Here is a 13,796-nt window from a genome sequence, read left to right as displayed (position 1 = left end):
AGAATGAAAACCCGTTTCAAATCACTTTAGCTGATTCCGAACCACATTACTGATTCGCCCGCGCACCCTTCCTGAGAATGAGAAGACCACCAGAAAAACGGCCGGTTTTCTGGTGCCTACCGCTTCGCCCAGTTTATCCCCCCCCCACCGTAAGAAAACCCGTTGCGGTAAGCCTGCTAATGATTACTGGCCTCGTAGCACGGACAGCAGCGTCTCAGTATCAAGTCTTCCCACAGCATCACTGCCTTCCAGCAAATCTTCTGCCATCTGCCGTTTCCTTCCGTGCAGGGAGACCATCTGCTCCTCAATGGTACCTTCCATCACCAGGCGGTAAACCGTTACCGGCCGCTCCTGTCCCATGCGATGGGCACGGTCACTGGCCTGATCCTCCACGGCCGGATTCCACCACGGGTCGAGATGAATGACGTAATCGGCGGCTGTCAGGTTAAGCCCGGTTCCACCGGCCTTCAGGCTTATCAGGAACAGGTCTCCCTCTCCGCCCTGAAAAGCTTCCACGCGTTTTTTACGCTCAGAGGGCGACGTGGTGCCGTCCAGGTACTGGTAAGTCATACCCGCCCCATCCAGTGCGGTTCGCAGCAGCGTCAGGTGGTCAACAAACTGGCTGAAGATCAGCGCCTTATGGTGGTTATCCCTTAGCTCTCTGATAATGTCCAGACATGCCGACAGCTTGCTGCTTTCCGGCGCTGAGCCGTCCAGCACCAGGGAGGGATTGCAGCAGAACCGCCGCAGGCGGGTAATTTCCGTCAGGACCTGCAGCGGGCTGATGTCTTCGCCCTTCTCCAGTCGTTCAACCGCCTGTCGCCGCAGCGCCTCGTACCAGTGCTGTTCTTCCTCGCTCATGGGGATGGTATAAAGGATGTCGGTGCGTGGTGGCAGTTCATCAAGCACCTGCGCTTTGGTTCTGCGCAGCACAAAGGGTTTTATCAGCTGTTTCAGCGTTCCGGCAGCCAGCCTGTCCCCCTGTTCTGCCGAAACGACAAATCGCTGATTAAAGGATTTCAGGCTTCCCAGCAGCCCCGGATTGAGGAAACGAAAGAGGCTCCACAGCTCACCCAGGTGATTTTCAACCGGCGTACCGCTCAGCGCCAGTCGGAAATCGGCCTTCAGCGCCGTCACTGCTCTGGCCCGCTGCGTCTGCGCATTTTTGATGGACTGGGCTTCGTCCACTACCACGCTGTGCCAGGTCTGCCCGGCAAAGGCCTCCGCATCCTGCAGCAACAGGCCGTAACTGACCACCACCACCTCAAAGGCACCGGTATCTGACAGGTCACGGTGACGCCGGTAATCCCGCAGCCGGAGCGTGGGCGCAAACCGTTCACTTTCACTCAGCCAGTTATGGGTTACTGAGGTCGGGGCCACTACCAGTTGTGGTCCTCCGGGTGCGCGTTCGAGCAGCAGGGCCAGCGCCTGAAGGGTTTTCCCCAGCCCCATATCATCGGCCAGACAGGCTCCCACGCCCCACTGTGCCAGGCGGGAGAGCCAGCGAAATCCGTCCTCCTGGTAGTCACGCAACTCCGCTTTCAGCGTGGAAGGGACGGCAGGATGGTGTTTTTCCCGCGCCTCCAGCCCGCTCAGCTGACGCTGCCAGTCAGCGTCGCCGCCGAACTCCCCGGCCTCACCGGCGAGCTGTTTCAGAAACGGCAGGGTCAGCGCATTCAGACTGAGATGTTCACCACTTCCGCTCAGTAGCGCTATCTGCTGCAGACGCTGGCGCAGCTGATTGTCCAGCGCCAACCAGTCCTCATCGCCCAGCCGGATGAAACGGCCCCGGCTTTCCTGCAGGAGCGTCAGCAGCTGGCGCAGCTCCAGTACCCGGCCGTCATCCAGATTCAGCGTGCCGCTCAGGGTGAACCATTCGCCCTGGCGGCCGACGTTAAGCGTCAGGGCCTGCATGTCGCGACGTCCACCGAGACGCAGCCGTTCACCTTCCGGCCACACGCACTCGAGCAGCTGTTTATCCGTACCGCGCAACTGCGTCAGCGCCTCCAGCGCGTCCTGCGGGTCAGTCAACTGCCATTCGGTGCCGTCCTGCCCGGAGTCGGCCAGTAGCGGGCAGTCGCGAAGCACCTGCTGCAGCCGTTGTCGTTCGTGTGACAGGTCGCGCCGGGTCTGCACTGACTGGCCGTCCAGCTCACCGTTGATAATGTCTCCCCCTCGCCCGGGGGTAAACCAGGCTCCGTCAGGCAGGGGGCGGACCAGAGGCTGCAGGCGCAGCCCCTCTCCTAGCGGTAACAGATGCACGTAAATTTTGTCATCCGCCGGCACGTGCGGAATGTGGGTCATCAGCTCCGGCAGGTCAGCTCGGACCGGCAGCAGCGGTGCTATAGCTGAGACTGACTGCAGCACCCGTTCCCGGGCGCTTTGCGGAATGCGCAGCCCCTGACCCACAATGGCGGCTATCCGGCGGTGTTCATCGCTGACAGGACAAACCACTACCCGGGTTGGTGTCTCTTTCCGGGTAACCAGATGCTGCGTGTCGCTGATGGCAGGAGACAGCGTCAGCAACAGCTGGCTGCCGTCTTCGGTGAGTACCAGCGTGACCTGACCGGCTTCAATATCCACGCGGATATCCGGTGCATCATGCCAGAAGACCGCCGGATGCCCGGCCAGCAGGGGAAGTGCTGATACGGCATCAAGCTCATACCGGCCATGTTCATAGTAAGAGTAGCCCGATGTGTAATGGATGTGACGGACAATCTGGCGGTCCTGCGCGAGCAGCCAGGGCAGCGTCTCCGCAGAGTCATGCAGACGCTTCAGCGCGACCGGACGCCCCTTTGTCCAGCCCTGTTTATTACGTTTCTGCTCCAGAGGGGCAATTTCAGTCCCCCAGGGCTCCAGCGTCAGCAGCCAGACCAGCCTGGAATCGCTGTCGCTGCTCTTCGGTGTCAGCTGGCCCAGTGCATCCAGCGCATATTCCCAGGCCGCCTTACGCTGCCAGAGACTGCTCAGGGGAAGCCGGTCTGCTGGCCGTTCAGGGGTCGGCTCACTGAACTGCAGGTGAAGGAGAGTGCGAATGTCACTGGCCGGTAATTTGTACCCCCGGGCTTCCAGTTGACGGGCAAAGGTCTCCAGGTGTTTGCGGAACTTATCCGGGTCGGGAACATCCTCCCGCCAGAACAGCACCAGCGCCTGCAGCATGCCGGCCATTCCGTTCAGCGGCCGGCTACTCATCTGCGGCGGGGATAACGAAGATGTGCCATTCCGCTCCCGGAGCAGGTCCTGCAGCAGCGACCATCCGGTACCAAATCCCTCATCGACGGCGTGCCGTGTCACCTCACTCAGTGTGGTCGCATGTGATGGTTCGTCGCGGGTCAGCAGAGTCAGGGCCGCCATGATGGAGGTTAACGGCGGCAGATACAGCCGGCGTTTGCGCGTGGCTTTGCGGTACTGGCTGACCAGCTGGCGGTAGACTTCCATCGCCTCCTCCCGAGCACCGCTGCACAGGGCAACCCAGCCGGCAACGGGCAGTGGCAGGCCACCCTGTTTCAGTTTATCCAGCAGCTCACGCTCATCACGCCACAGCGCCTGCAGGGCCAGCGGACCGCGCAACATGTCCGGGACAGAGGCCTGTATACCTGCATCGTCACAGGCAAAGCGCCAGATGTCCGTACATTCACTGAGCCGGTTGCTGGCATCGTTCAGCGCGGTCGCAAGAAGCAGGGTCCGGACCTCCCCGTTCAGCAGGGAAAAGACGCGACGACCAGCATCATCAGCAAACAGGCTGGCGGCCGGATGGTCGGCAAAGACATAATCATAGCCTGCCATCCACTCCGCCAGCCGTTGGGACAACTCCGCGGCGTCCCCTGTAAGAAGCGCTATCCACAGTCGCGATCTGTCCTGTCGTAATGCCCCGCGCAGATGAAACGGGCCTGTGCTCTCCAGCATCGTCCGGCGGGCATCCGGGTGCGTCAGCAGCCAGAGAAAAATGGTGTTTTCATGACCGTGTGCCAGTCGCCATCGTGTGTCAACTTTTTGCAGCCAGCCCTGAGCCAGTAAAAAATCCAGGGCATCAGTGATTTCAGTGGCATTCATGCGCCGGTGGCTGACGGTCCTGATATCAAGGACGTGTAAATTATCCAGCAGGGCTGTTTTTGATAACTCACCCAGCAGGGCCAGCTGGCAGAGAATGGCGGCGAGGTGATGAGGAAGCCCTGCAACAGCCTCCGCCATGAACGCTTGAGAGGTCACATTGTCACTGTGTGTGGTCATATCCTTACCTGTGAAAAAGATGTTCCCTGATAATCAGCGTTTGGGCCAGAAGGTGAACACGGGGCTGTATAGCCAAGCGACATTATTTTGATAACAGCCAGCTATGCTTCTTTGCCGCATATCAGGGCATAGGATGTAATCATTTTTAAGTCGGTTGGCTATATAAAAGCTGAACGAGGGATTTATAATGGCAATCCGGCGGTACGCATTTCTTCGACCAGCTCCGTTAGTACGCTGGGAATTCAGCGTTCCCCGCATCAGTTGCCTGATTTCCGGAGGCCGGGCATCAAATTGAGCGCAAAGTGCGCGGACATCATAACCATGGCGGGTCAGCTGAGGTTCAAGATCGTCAATCCGCCGGGACATAATGGTTTCCACCGTCGTGGCATCAACCGGCCTGACGCCCATTTCAAATCCGGCCTCAAAAGCACGCACCAGGTGACGCCCTATCTGAAAGGGCGTTTTCAGCCTGGCGGCCAGCAGCGCAATGGCGTCATCGGTGATGACACCACCTACTTTTGCCCCCTCAGGGAGGATCCCCTGCATCACCCAGTCGATATAGTCCCGCTGACGATCACGAAGTCCCCCGAATTCAAACACCGTGGTCCGGTCCCCCACTTCTTCCATGCTGGGGCGTCGTAAATCATTTTTCAGTTTGGGGTGACCAATAAGCACGACCGATATTTTACCTTTACCGTCCGTAGCCAGTTCAAACAGACGCTTAAGTGACGTCAGCGTTTTCGGATGCAGGTCATGGGCATCATCAATGAACAACGCTACCGGTTTTTTAGCCTTGCGGAATAAAGCCTGCAGTTCACGGGCCCGTTTTTCTGCATCGCCGGGGATTTTGATGGTTTTCTCTGTCGAGAGATCGTAAAACAGGGCGGCATCCAGTAATGATGCGGTGATTTTTGTCTTATCCAGACTGAGGGAGCGGGCAACGATAACCTTGCCTTCTTTTTCCAGAGATTCCCGAAGACGACGCATCAAGAGCGTTTTTCCTGAGCCAATGACGGCAGTAAGCGCTATCAGTCTGCCATTCTGGATAGCCGCCCGGAGATCCCGCAGGAGTAGTTCATGGTGTTCTGTTTCGAAGAACCCCATATCAACCGGCTCGCAGCGCAGCCCATAGTAGTGCATGACTTCAGTAAGCATCAGTTATATCCTCCTTTTCTTCCTGCAGGGAAACGCTCATGAATAGCCGCAATAATCACCGTTCTGGATAATGTTTCATCCAGCAACTGTCCGATGAATGCACTGGTCAAGTAAATCAGGACACTTTTTTCTCAGCCATTTGTTCATAACGCACCGGAGACAGATCCCCGTTAGCGGCATGATGCCTGTGTAGGTTGTAGTAGCGGATATACGTCGCCACATCCTGCTCCATGTAAGCCCGTGTTGGCTGGGGTACCAGCAGCAACCATTCATGTTTCAGACTGCCCCAGAAGCGCTCCATCACCGCATTATCCCAGCAGGCACCCACGTCTCCCATACTGCTCCTCAGCCTGTAGCTGCTCAGCAGCGCCTGAAAGCGTTGTCCCGTGTACTGCGCCCCCTGTCCGTATGCACCACCAGGCCCGGCGGGGGAGTTCGCAGGTTATATGCCTTCATCAGGGCCCCGCAGACCAGCGATGAGGTCATCCGTCTGTCCACCTGCCAGCCCACTATCTGCCGGGAGTACAAATCCATAATAGCCGCAAGATACAGCCAGCCTTCACCGGTCTTCAGATACGTGATGTCACTCGCCCACACCTGATTTGGCCCCGGAGGGTTAAAATTCTGGTTCAGCAGGTTTGGGGCCACCTCTGCACCCGGGCGGGGTTTTGTCGTGACCTTATAAGTCCGGCGCTGTCGGCAGACCAGCCCCTCTTCCTGCATGAGTTTCTTCACCCGCCAGCGGCTGATTATGATGCCTTCTCCACGAAGCCTTTTGACCAGGGTCCGGCTTCCTGCTCCCTGCCTGCTGGCGGCGAACAGCGCCTTTAACCTGACCCGGACCTCCACGTCTTTTTGCAGCGGTTCGGCGGGCTTTTTTCGCCATGCATACCAGGCAGAGGCCGTCACACGCATGACCCGACAGAGTGTCGAACGCTGAAGTCAGTGGCATTGTCGAGAATGAACCGGTATCTCACGACATATGTTTCGCGAAGAAGGCACTCGCCTTTTTTAGTATCTCCTTCTCTGTACGTAACTCTTTGTTTTCCTTTTGTAACAGTTTTAACTCTGCACGTTCATCATCGCTGAGTACGCCGTTGCTCTGCTCGCGGCCAGCGAGACCCATGTATGCAGGGTTTTGTTGCTTATGCCCAGCGATGCTGCTGCCCTGGCTATCGTATAGCCCTGCTCTGTTACCAGGGCAACGGCTTCCTTTTTAAACTCAGGGGTAAATTGTCGTTTATGGTTCACTAAACACCTCCGTTTTGGATGTAAGTTTAGTGTCCTGATTATTCAACCACTACACAGAAACGGCGGCATAGCACGCTGGGCTATGTCAGCCCGATGGTATTTGAACGACAAGTCCTCTCTTAAGGGCGTGTCCACCAAGTCTGGGCCAGATCAGAATCGTGTACAGGGTCTACTGAAAAGCACCTCCGGCAAGCTAGCGAACTGATATAGCTTGTCAATAATCCCCTAACACACAACCATAACCCTCCACCCTCAGCACCACCGCCATATTCACCTGCCATCTTTGCTGACTGACCGTTTTCACCTGCAACACCCCTGGCCACGCCGGGCAGGCAAGCGTCAGAGTTGACAGATACCCGGTGAAATCCACATCGGTTATCGTGACTGCCTGAGCCGGATCGCAGTCGGATACTCGAGGAGTTATCACCACCTGTTCATGACGCAGCATGATGCGTTTTTCACCGCTGGCGAGTGGGTTATCCACCGGGACAGGACCCAGCGCACAGGTTGCCACCTCCCCGTTCACCCGGGCCGGGAAAATCAGTGCATCGCCTAGAAACAGCGCAGTGGCTTCATCCACCGGTTGATAATAAACCTCCATCGGCGACCCTACCTGGGCGAAACTCCCTTTGCGCATAACCGCAATCTGGCTGGCAAAAGAGAGCGCCTCCTGCTGGTCGTGGGTGACCAGAACCGACGCCACCCCGGCCTCGTCCAGCAAATTCGCCGTCGCTTTGCGCGTTGCGGCGCGCAGCCCGGTATCCAGCGCGGAGAACGGCTCATCCAGCAACATCAACACAGGCTCCTGCGCCAGTGCGCGCGCCAGCGCCACACGTTGCTGCTGTCCGCCGGAGATCTCATGTGGCCAGTGATCTGCAAGGGCATGGCTGAGGGAGACCAGATCCATCAACTCCGCCACCCGACGTTGGTTTTCCTGCTTTGAACCCTTCAGCCCGTAGGCAATGTTGTCGGCCACTTTCATATGCGGGAACAACCCCCCTTCCTGCGGTACAAAGCCGATCCCGCGCAGATGCGCCGGAATAAAGGTGTCCGCATCAAACAGCGTTTTGCCATTCAGGACAATCCGCCCGCTGTCCGGCGATTCAAAACCGGCCAAAATACGCAGCAAGGTAGTTTTGCCCGAACCGGAAGGGCCGACGATCACCGTGCGGGAATGCGGCATCACCGTAAGACTCAGGTCTTCCAGCACCGGCATCTGGCCAAATTTTTTGGAAATATTTGCTAATTCAATCATCTTACAGGCCCGCTAATTTTTTCGACTGCGCGTAAAGGAGTTCGGTCAGCGGCAGCGAGATCAGCACCATCAACAGTGCGTAAGGCGCTGCGGCAACATAATCAATTTCACTGGTCAGCGCCCAGAATCCGGTGGAGAGCGTTCTCGTCCCCGACGGTGAAAGCAGCAGCGTCGCCGTGAGTTCGTTGGTGATGCCAAGGAACACCAACGCGCCACCGGCGGCGGCGCCCGGCGCGGCCAGACGCATGGTGATCACCCAGATGGCGCTAGCCTGAGTTTTACCTAAACTGCGGGCAACGTTTTCCAGCTCCAGCGGTGCCTGCGCAATACCGGCGCGCAGATTCACCAGCCCACGCGGCATAAACATGAGCAGATAGGCCAGAAAGAGGGTGAACTCGGTTTGATAGAGAGGGTGCAAATAATGGATCGTCACTGTGACCAATGACAGTGCAACCACAATCCCCGGCAGCGAACTGGTAAAGTAATTGCACGCCTCCAGCGCACGGAACAACGGACGCGGATGACGCACTGTCAGCCAGGTGACCGGGATCCCCGCCAGCATGATCAGTAACGCACCGCCGGAGGCCAGCACGATTGTCTGGCGCAACGACAACCAGATATCTGCCTGAGTCCAGTTTTCGATGCCACCCAGCCACAGCCAGCGACCAAGCACCGCCAGCGGCACCACCAGTGCCAGCATCAACACCGCCAGCGAGAAAAACTGCCCCACTACACTCAGCGGTAAATTCAATTGCAGGCGATGCTGTTGGCGCGGTGAACCTGAACCCACACGGGCGTAGCGCACTTTACCGCGCGTCGCCCCTTCGAGCGTCAGAAACACCAGGCAGCAGAGGGCCAGTACCCCCGCCAACATATTCGCCGCCGGGCCGCTGAACGTCGACTGGAACTGATCGTAAATGGCGGTGGTAAAGGTATCAAAGCGGATCATAGCATACAGGCCATACTCCGCCAGCAGATGCAGGGTGACCAGTAAGGCCCCGCCCCAGATAGCCAGTTTCAGCTGGGGCAGAACAATTCGGAAAAAGGCCGACCGGGGCGATGTGCCTAACGATGCGGCAACATCTTCCAGCGTCGGATCGAGGCGACGCAGCACCGCAGAAACAGGGAGATAAATAAACGGGTAGTATGCAAGCACCGAGAGAAAGACCCCGGCTGCCAGACCGTGAATGGACGGTACCGCACTGACCCAGGCATAGCTCTGCACAAAGGCTGGTATTGCCAGCGGCGAGACGGCCAGGATCGCCCAGATGCGGCGCCCTGCCAAGGTGGTTCGTTCGGTGAGCCAGGCGAGCATCACACCTACCAGCACACAGAGAGGAACCGAAATAATGACCAACAGCAGCGTGTTGCAGAGCAGTTCAGCAACACGCGGGCGGAAAATGAGTGCCTTGACAGTTTCCCACCCGGTGTCAAAACCAATCACAACCACAAAGGCCGGGGGGGTAAGCGATAGCAGCGCAAAAAGTATCGCGAGCAAAATCATCGTCAACGCCGGACGTCGTTGTACCCTACGCCACCGGACATCCGGCGTGCGGGTGATATTGACCACTGAAATCAGGCTCTCACCACTACATCAATTAAAGAAGGCCAGCTTGCGTCATCAAATCAATGACTTTTTTGTTGTTGAGCGTGGAAGCTTCAGCTTTTGGCGCATCCAGATCCTTCAGCGGAAGCAGTTTCGGATTGGACGCGGCATTTACACCCACCGCGTATTCAAACGCATCGTTGGTACGCAGGCTATCCTGACCCGCTTTGCCGGTGATCCACTTCACAAAGGCTTGCGCCTGCTGCTGATGCTTGCTGGAGGCCAGTACGCCCGCACCGGAAATGCTGACGAAAGCGCCAGGATCCTGGTGTTTGAAGTAGTGCAGTTTGGTTTTTTTACTGTTTTCACCGGTTTTCGCCTGATCAACAAAACGGTAGTAGTGATAAATCACCCCACCATCAATCTGCCCGGCATTTACGGCTTTCAGCACCGTGCTGTTGCCTTTGTAGGCCACAAAGTTGGTTTTCATCCCTTTCAGCCAGTCAAGCGTCGCTTGCTCGCCTTTTAGCGCTAGTACTGCACTGACGATAGCCTGGAAGTCCGCACCGGATGGAGAAGCTGCCCAGCGCCCTTTCCACTCGGGTTTTGCCAGATCCATTAACGATTTTGGCAGCTGAGATTCTTTCAGTTTAGCCGGGTTGTAGACAAACACGGTGCTACGCGCCGCGATACCGATCCAGCGTCCGTTTTCAGGGCGGTAAGCTGGGGCAACCTGGTCCAGAGTGGCTTTATCCAGCGGCGCAAACAGCTTCGCGTTATCGACCAGCACCATCGCCGGAGAGTTCTCGGTCAGGAAAACATCAGCTGGTGATAAGCTGCCCTCCTGAACCAGGGCGTTGCCCAGTTCGCTGTCTCCACCGTTACGCAGCGTAACCTTGATCCCGGTCTCTTTAGTGAAACCGTCGACCCATGACTTCACCAGATTTTCATGCTGGGCGTTGTAAACCACAAGCACGTCGCTGTTGTCTGCGGCAATGGCGAGCGGTGTTAACAAAACAGAGGAGGTGAGCACCGCAATAGAGAAAAGGGATGATAAACTAAACTTCATAAGTTAATCCTTTATCGAAATGAGTACATAATACCTGAATGCACAGCGAATGGATTAAAGCACATCGATACGGAGAATAGTAATTATAATGATTTAAATTACCATATAACGGTGTAAAATAGGGAGAATTACAACACTGCTGCAATAAAAATCCTGAACCGCAATCGGGGGCCTCAACAAGATAAATAAATACTTAAGTCTTTGTTTATAATAGCTATTATGTAGGTGATTCAGCACTATACATACCCCCATGTCAGGGTATGTTGTCGCCTCTGACTGAAAAAAATCCAGGGGGTTCGAGAAGCTGTTCATGAGAAGCTATTCGCCAGAACGTAAAGCGACCGTGATCGCCAGAATGTTGCCGCCGCATAGTCAGTCTGTTCCCCCATTCCCACTCGAAACGCAACAAAGGCCCCATTCCCAGTCGAAATGCAACAAAGTGACCCACTGGCCAGACCCGGATAAAATCACCGTTCTGGCCCTACTGGAGATCCCGTTGCATGCAGGGAAAACATCTGACTCACAAAGAGCGGTTCTACATCGAAAAACGGCGTGGTGATGGGGTTAACCAGGCCACCATCGCCCGGGAACTGGAGCTTCCTCGTTCTACCATCAGCAGGGAGCTCAGACGCAATACCGACGCCGCTTTCAACGGGGTCTATTCCTGCAGAAGGGCCGAAACGTTGGCCAGAGGGCGGCGGCAGAAAACTCGGCCGGACAGCGTGATTAACCAGCTTGAACCGCACATTCAGGACTTTATCAGAACGGCGCTGTCTACCCACACCTCACCTGAGGTCATCAGTGGGCGCCTGGTCCTGGAATTTGGCCTGTCCGTCAGCAAGAACTCGCTCTATCGCTATATCCAGCAGGAGCGCCGGGCCGGCGGTGAGCTGTATAGCTAAACGACTTAATTTTGATTACATTATTTAAATGAGCTATTCAATTGATTTTAGACGTAAAGTGATATCTACACGGAAAAACGAAGGGTTGAGTATCCGAGAAACAGCGAAGCAATTTCGGATTGGCCCTGCCTCTGTATCGCGTTGGATTAATCAAATAGAGTCAAAAGCATCGACCACGCGTCAGCGAAAGATCGATAAATCCGAGTTGATAAAAGATGTTGAACAATATCCAGATGCTTACCAAAAAGAACGTGCAGAGCGTTTTGGTGTTTGTCAGAAGGCCATTTGGCAAGCGCTTAAAAAGCTGGGATTGACCTATAAAAAAAACTCTACGTCATCCGAAAGCCGACGAAAACGCCCGGCAGGGATTTCAACAAAAAAAACAACAGTATGAAAAAGAAGGTAAACCTATTGTTTTTATTGATGAAAGTGGTTTTTCACACGATGCCCCACGGACTCACGGCTATTCCCCAAAAGGTCAACGGTGTTTTGGCCTGAAGAACTGGGGAGCTAGGGGAAGAACAAATGTTATCGGCGCTTTATTAGGCACAACGCTGTTTGCTATCGGATTATTTGATATCAATATTAACAGCGATGTTTTCTATGCCTGGGTCACACAAGTCCTTATCCCAGTACTCCCTAAAAACAGTGTAATCATGATGGACAATGCCACTTTTCACAAAAAACATAATATTCAACAAGTCATCATCGATGCAGGGTATATGGTGGAGTATTTGCCTACATATTCGCCAGATCTTAACCCAATTGAGCATAAATGGGCACAAGCAAAAAGCAAAAAAAGAGAGATGGGTTGCGATACAGAGAGTTTGTTCTCAGTCCATATGGTGTAATCAAAATTAAGTCGCTTGGCTATAAAGCGTTTTTATCGGGCTCGCCTCCTGGCGTGATAACTGGCTGACGGGTTGATTATGCGGAGGAAGCATTCTGGCGATCACAGCAGCTTTACGCTCAGGTGAATAGATTTTCATTGTCGTCTCCAGCCCCTCAGATTTTTTTCACTCAGAGGCGACAACTACCCTGACATGGGGGGGGCCTCAGACCGGCAATCCCCGGAATGAATAACCGGGATGACTTCCCGGCAAACAGACTCCGGTGGTGTGGTAACATATGCAGATTATTTTTCAGGGCCAGGGCTTTGTTGAATAATTTAAGATACTGATTTATATAAGCATTATAAAATTTCAACGACTAATTTTTCCTCTCGGAATGCTTTTTATTGTGCTAACTATTTGATTTGTCGTTCTAACAAAATACATTCTCTGTAAATGCATTCTAACTAAAGAAGATGTAAATCAAACGGTTAAATTATTCAACAAAGCCCAGGGCCAGGACTGATGAAGAAGAAAAACACGACGCCCACGCCTCACGATGCCACGTTCCGGCAGTTCCTGACGCAGCCGGATATTGCCAGGGATTTCATGGAAATCCACCTGCCTGCGGAACTACGCGCGGTCTGCGATCTCAGCACGCTGAAACTGGAGTCCGGCTCGTTCGTTGAGGATGATCTGCGCCAGTATTTCAGCGACGTGCTCTACAGCCTGAAAACCTCTGCCGGCGATGGATACATTCACGTTCTTGTGGAGCACCAGTCGACGCCCGACAGGCATATGGCCTTTCGCCTTATCCGCTATGCGGTGGCCGCCATGCAGCGTCATCTCGACGCTGGCCATAAGATACTGCCACTGGTGATACCGGTACTGTTCTATACCGGTAAACGCAGCCCGTATCCGTACTCCACCCGCTGGCTGGATGAGTTTGACGATCCGGCTCTGGCTGGCAAACTCTACAGCAATGCTTTCCCGCTGGTTGATGTGACCGTCATTCCGGATGATGAAATCGCCGATCATCGCAGTATGGCTGCACTGACATTACTGCAGAAACATATTCATCAGCGGGATCTGGCAGAACTGGTCGATCGGCTGGCGCCCCTTTTACTGGCCGGATATCTGTCTTCATCGCAGGTGATATCACTGGTACACTATATTCTGCAGGCAGGCGAAACATCCGACGCCGAAGCCTTTGTACGCAAACTGGCACAGCGTGTGCCGCAACACGGAGACGCACTTATGACCATCGCACAACAGCTCGAACAGAAGGGCATCGAGAAGGGCATTCAGCTCGGTGAGCAACGTGGTATTGAAAAAGGCCGCAACGAAGGCAAGCTCGAAGGCAAGCTCGAAGGCAAGCTCGAAGGCAAGCTCGAAGGTAAATTCGAAGGTAAACTCGAAGTCGCCCGTACCATGCTGCAGAATGGCCTCGACCACAACACAGTCATGAAAATGACCGGCCTGACTGAAGACGACCTGGCACAAATCCGCCATTAGTCATCCTTTCCTGACACGCCCTGCGTGGCCATTAGCGTATACT

Annotated in this window: 8 protein-coding genes and 2 pseudogenes; 4 read left to right on the top strand and 6 right to left on the bottom strand. The window is 55.0% G+C overall.

From position 1 onward, the window contains the following. Positions 1 to 183: 183 nt before the first annotated feature. The 6 genes and pseudogenes from ACQGXV_RS36540 to ACQGXV_RS36515 all read right to left on the bottom strand — a co-directional run bounded on the left by ACQGXV_RS36540 (position 184) and on the right by ACQGXV_RS36515 (position 10,506). Positions 184 to 4,230 carry an SNF2-related protein gene (locus ACQGXV_RS36540; RefSeq protein ID WP_440867906.1) on the bottom strand — a complete coding sequence of 1,349 codons (4,047 nt, stop codon included), beginning with the start codon at positions 4,228 to 4,230 and terminating at the stop codon, positions 184 to 186. Positions 4,231 to 4,412: 182 nt separating this feature from the next. Beyond that, a pseudogene (locus tag ACQGXV_RS36535) lies at positions 4,413 to 5,385 on the bottom strand (ExeA family protein). A 115-nt stretch (positions 5,386 to 5,500) separates the two neighbouring features. Further along, positions 5,501 to 6,636 (bottom strand): annotated as a pseudogene (locus ACQGXV_RS36530) (IS3 family transposase). Positions 6,637 to 6,850: 214 nt separating this feature from the next. Continuing rightward, complete coding sequence (locus ACQGXV_RS36525) at positions 6,851 to 7,891, bottom strand: ABC transporter ATP-binding protein (RefSeq protein WP_440867905.1); 1,041 nt, start codon at positions 7,889 to 7,891, stop codon at positions 6,851 to 6,853. Between the two features lies 1 nt (position 7,892). Next, a complete protein-coding gene (locus tag ACQGXV_RS36520) occupies positions 7,893 to 9,395 on the bottom strand; it encodes an ABC transporter permease (protein WP_440867955.1) in 1,503 nt (500 codons plus the stop codon). Positions 9,396 to 9,489: 94 nt separating this feature from the next. Continuing rightward, positions 9,490 to 10,506: an iron ABC transporter substrate-binding protein gene (locus tag ACQGXV_RS36515; protein WP_440867904.1), complete on the bottom strand. Its 1,017-nt coding sequence runs from the start codon at positions 10,504 to 10,506 to the stop codon at positions 9,490 to 9,492. Between the two features lie 500 nt (positions 10,507 to 11,006). On the opposite strand from ACQGXV_RS36515, the gene ACQGXV_RS36510 reads away from it, so the two are divergent. From ACQGXV_RS36510 to ACQGXV_RS36495, 4 genes are all read left to right on the top strand, one after another. After that, positions 11,007 to 11,408, top strand: coding sequence for a transposase (locus ACQGXV_RS36510; RefSeq protein WP_440863585.1), 402 nt, complete (start codon positions 11,007 to 11,009; stop codon positions 11,406 to 11,408). A gap of 28 nt (positions 11,409 to 11,436) precedes the next feature. Beyond that, positions 11,437 to 11,802 (top strand): IS630 transposase-related protein, encoded by a 366-nt coding sequence (locus tag ACQGXV_RS36505; RefSeq protein WP_440862584.1) that lies wholly within the window; start codon positions 11,437 to 11,439, stop codon positions 11,800 to 11,802. After that, the gene (locus tag ACQGXV_RS36500; protein WP_440862665.1) at positions 11,726 to 12,259 is read left to right on the top strand and encodes an IS630 family transposase; all 534 of its coding nucleotides are present in this window, start codon (positions 11,726 to 11,728) and stop codon (positions 12,257 to 12,259) included. The genes ACQGXV_RS36505 and ACQGXV_RS36500 overlap by 77 nt, the downstream gene beginning before the upstream one ends. A 504-nt stretch (positions 12,260 to 12,763) precedes the next feature. Further along, positions 12,764 to 13,753, top strand: coding sequence for an Rpn family recombination-promoting nuclease/putative transposase (locus ACQGXV_RS36495; protein ID WP_440867903.1), 990 nt, complete (start codon positions 12,764 to 12,766; stop codon positions 13,751 to 13,753). Positions 13,754 to 13,796 lie beyond the last annotated feature (43 nt).

This window comes from Symbiopectobacterium purcellii (assembly GCF_052050035.1).
Classification (GTDB): Bacteria; Pseudomonadota; Gammaproteobacteria; order Enterobacterales; family Enterobacteriaceae; genus Symbiopectobacterium; species Symbiopectobacterium purcellii_A.
This window is presented reverse-complemented; position numbering and strand designations above follow the sequence as displayed.

Excerpts from the sequence above, each read along its gene's own strand:
- ACQGXV_RS36540 (WP_440867906.1), bottom strand. The coding sequence starts at position 4,230 with ATGACCACACACAGTGACAATGTGACCTCTCAAGCGTTCATGGCGGAG.
- ACQGXV_RS36525 (WP_440867905.1), bottom strand. The coding sequence starts at position 7,891 with ATGATTGAATTAGCAAATATTTCCAAAAAATTTGGCCAGATGCCGGTG.
- ACQGXV_RS36520 (WP_440867955.1), bottom strand. The coding sequence starts at position 9,395 with ATGATTTTGCTCGCGATACTTTTTGCGCTGCTATCGCTTACCCCCCCG.
- ACQGXV_RS36515 (WP_440867904.1), bottom strand. The coding sequence starts at position 10,506 with ATGAAGTTTAGTTTATCATCCCTTTTCTCTATTGCGGTGCTCACCTCC.
- ACQGXV_RS36510 (WP_440863585.1), top strand. The coding sequence starts at position 11,007 with ATGCAGGGAAAACATCTGACTCACAAAGAGCGGTTCTACATCGAAAAA.
- ACQGXV_RS36505 (WP_440862584.1), top strand. The coding sequence starts at position 11,437 with ATGAGCTATTCAATTGATTTTAGACGTAAAGTGATATCTACACGGAAA.
- ACQGXV_RS36495 (WP_440867903.1), top strand. The coding sequence starts at position 12,764 with ATGAAGAAGAAAAACACGACGCCCACGCCTCACGATGCCACGTTCCGG.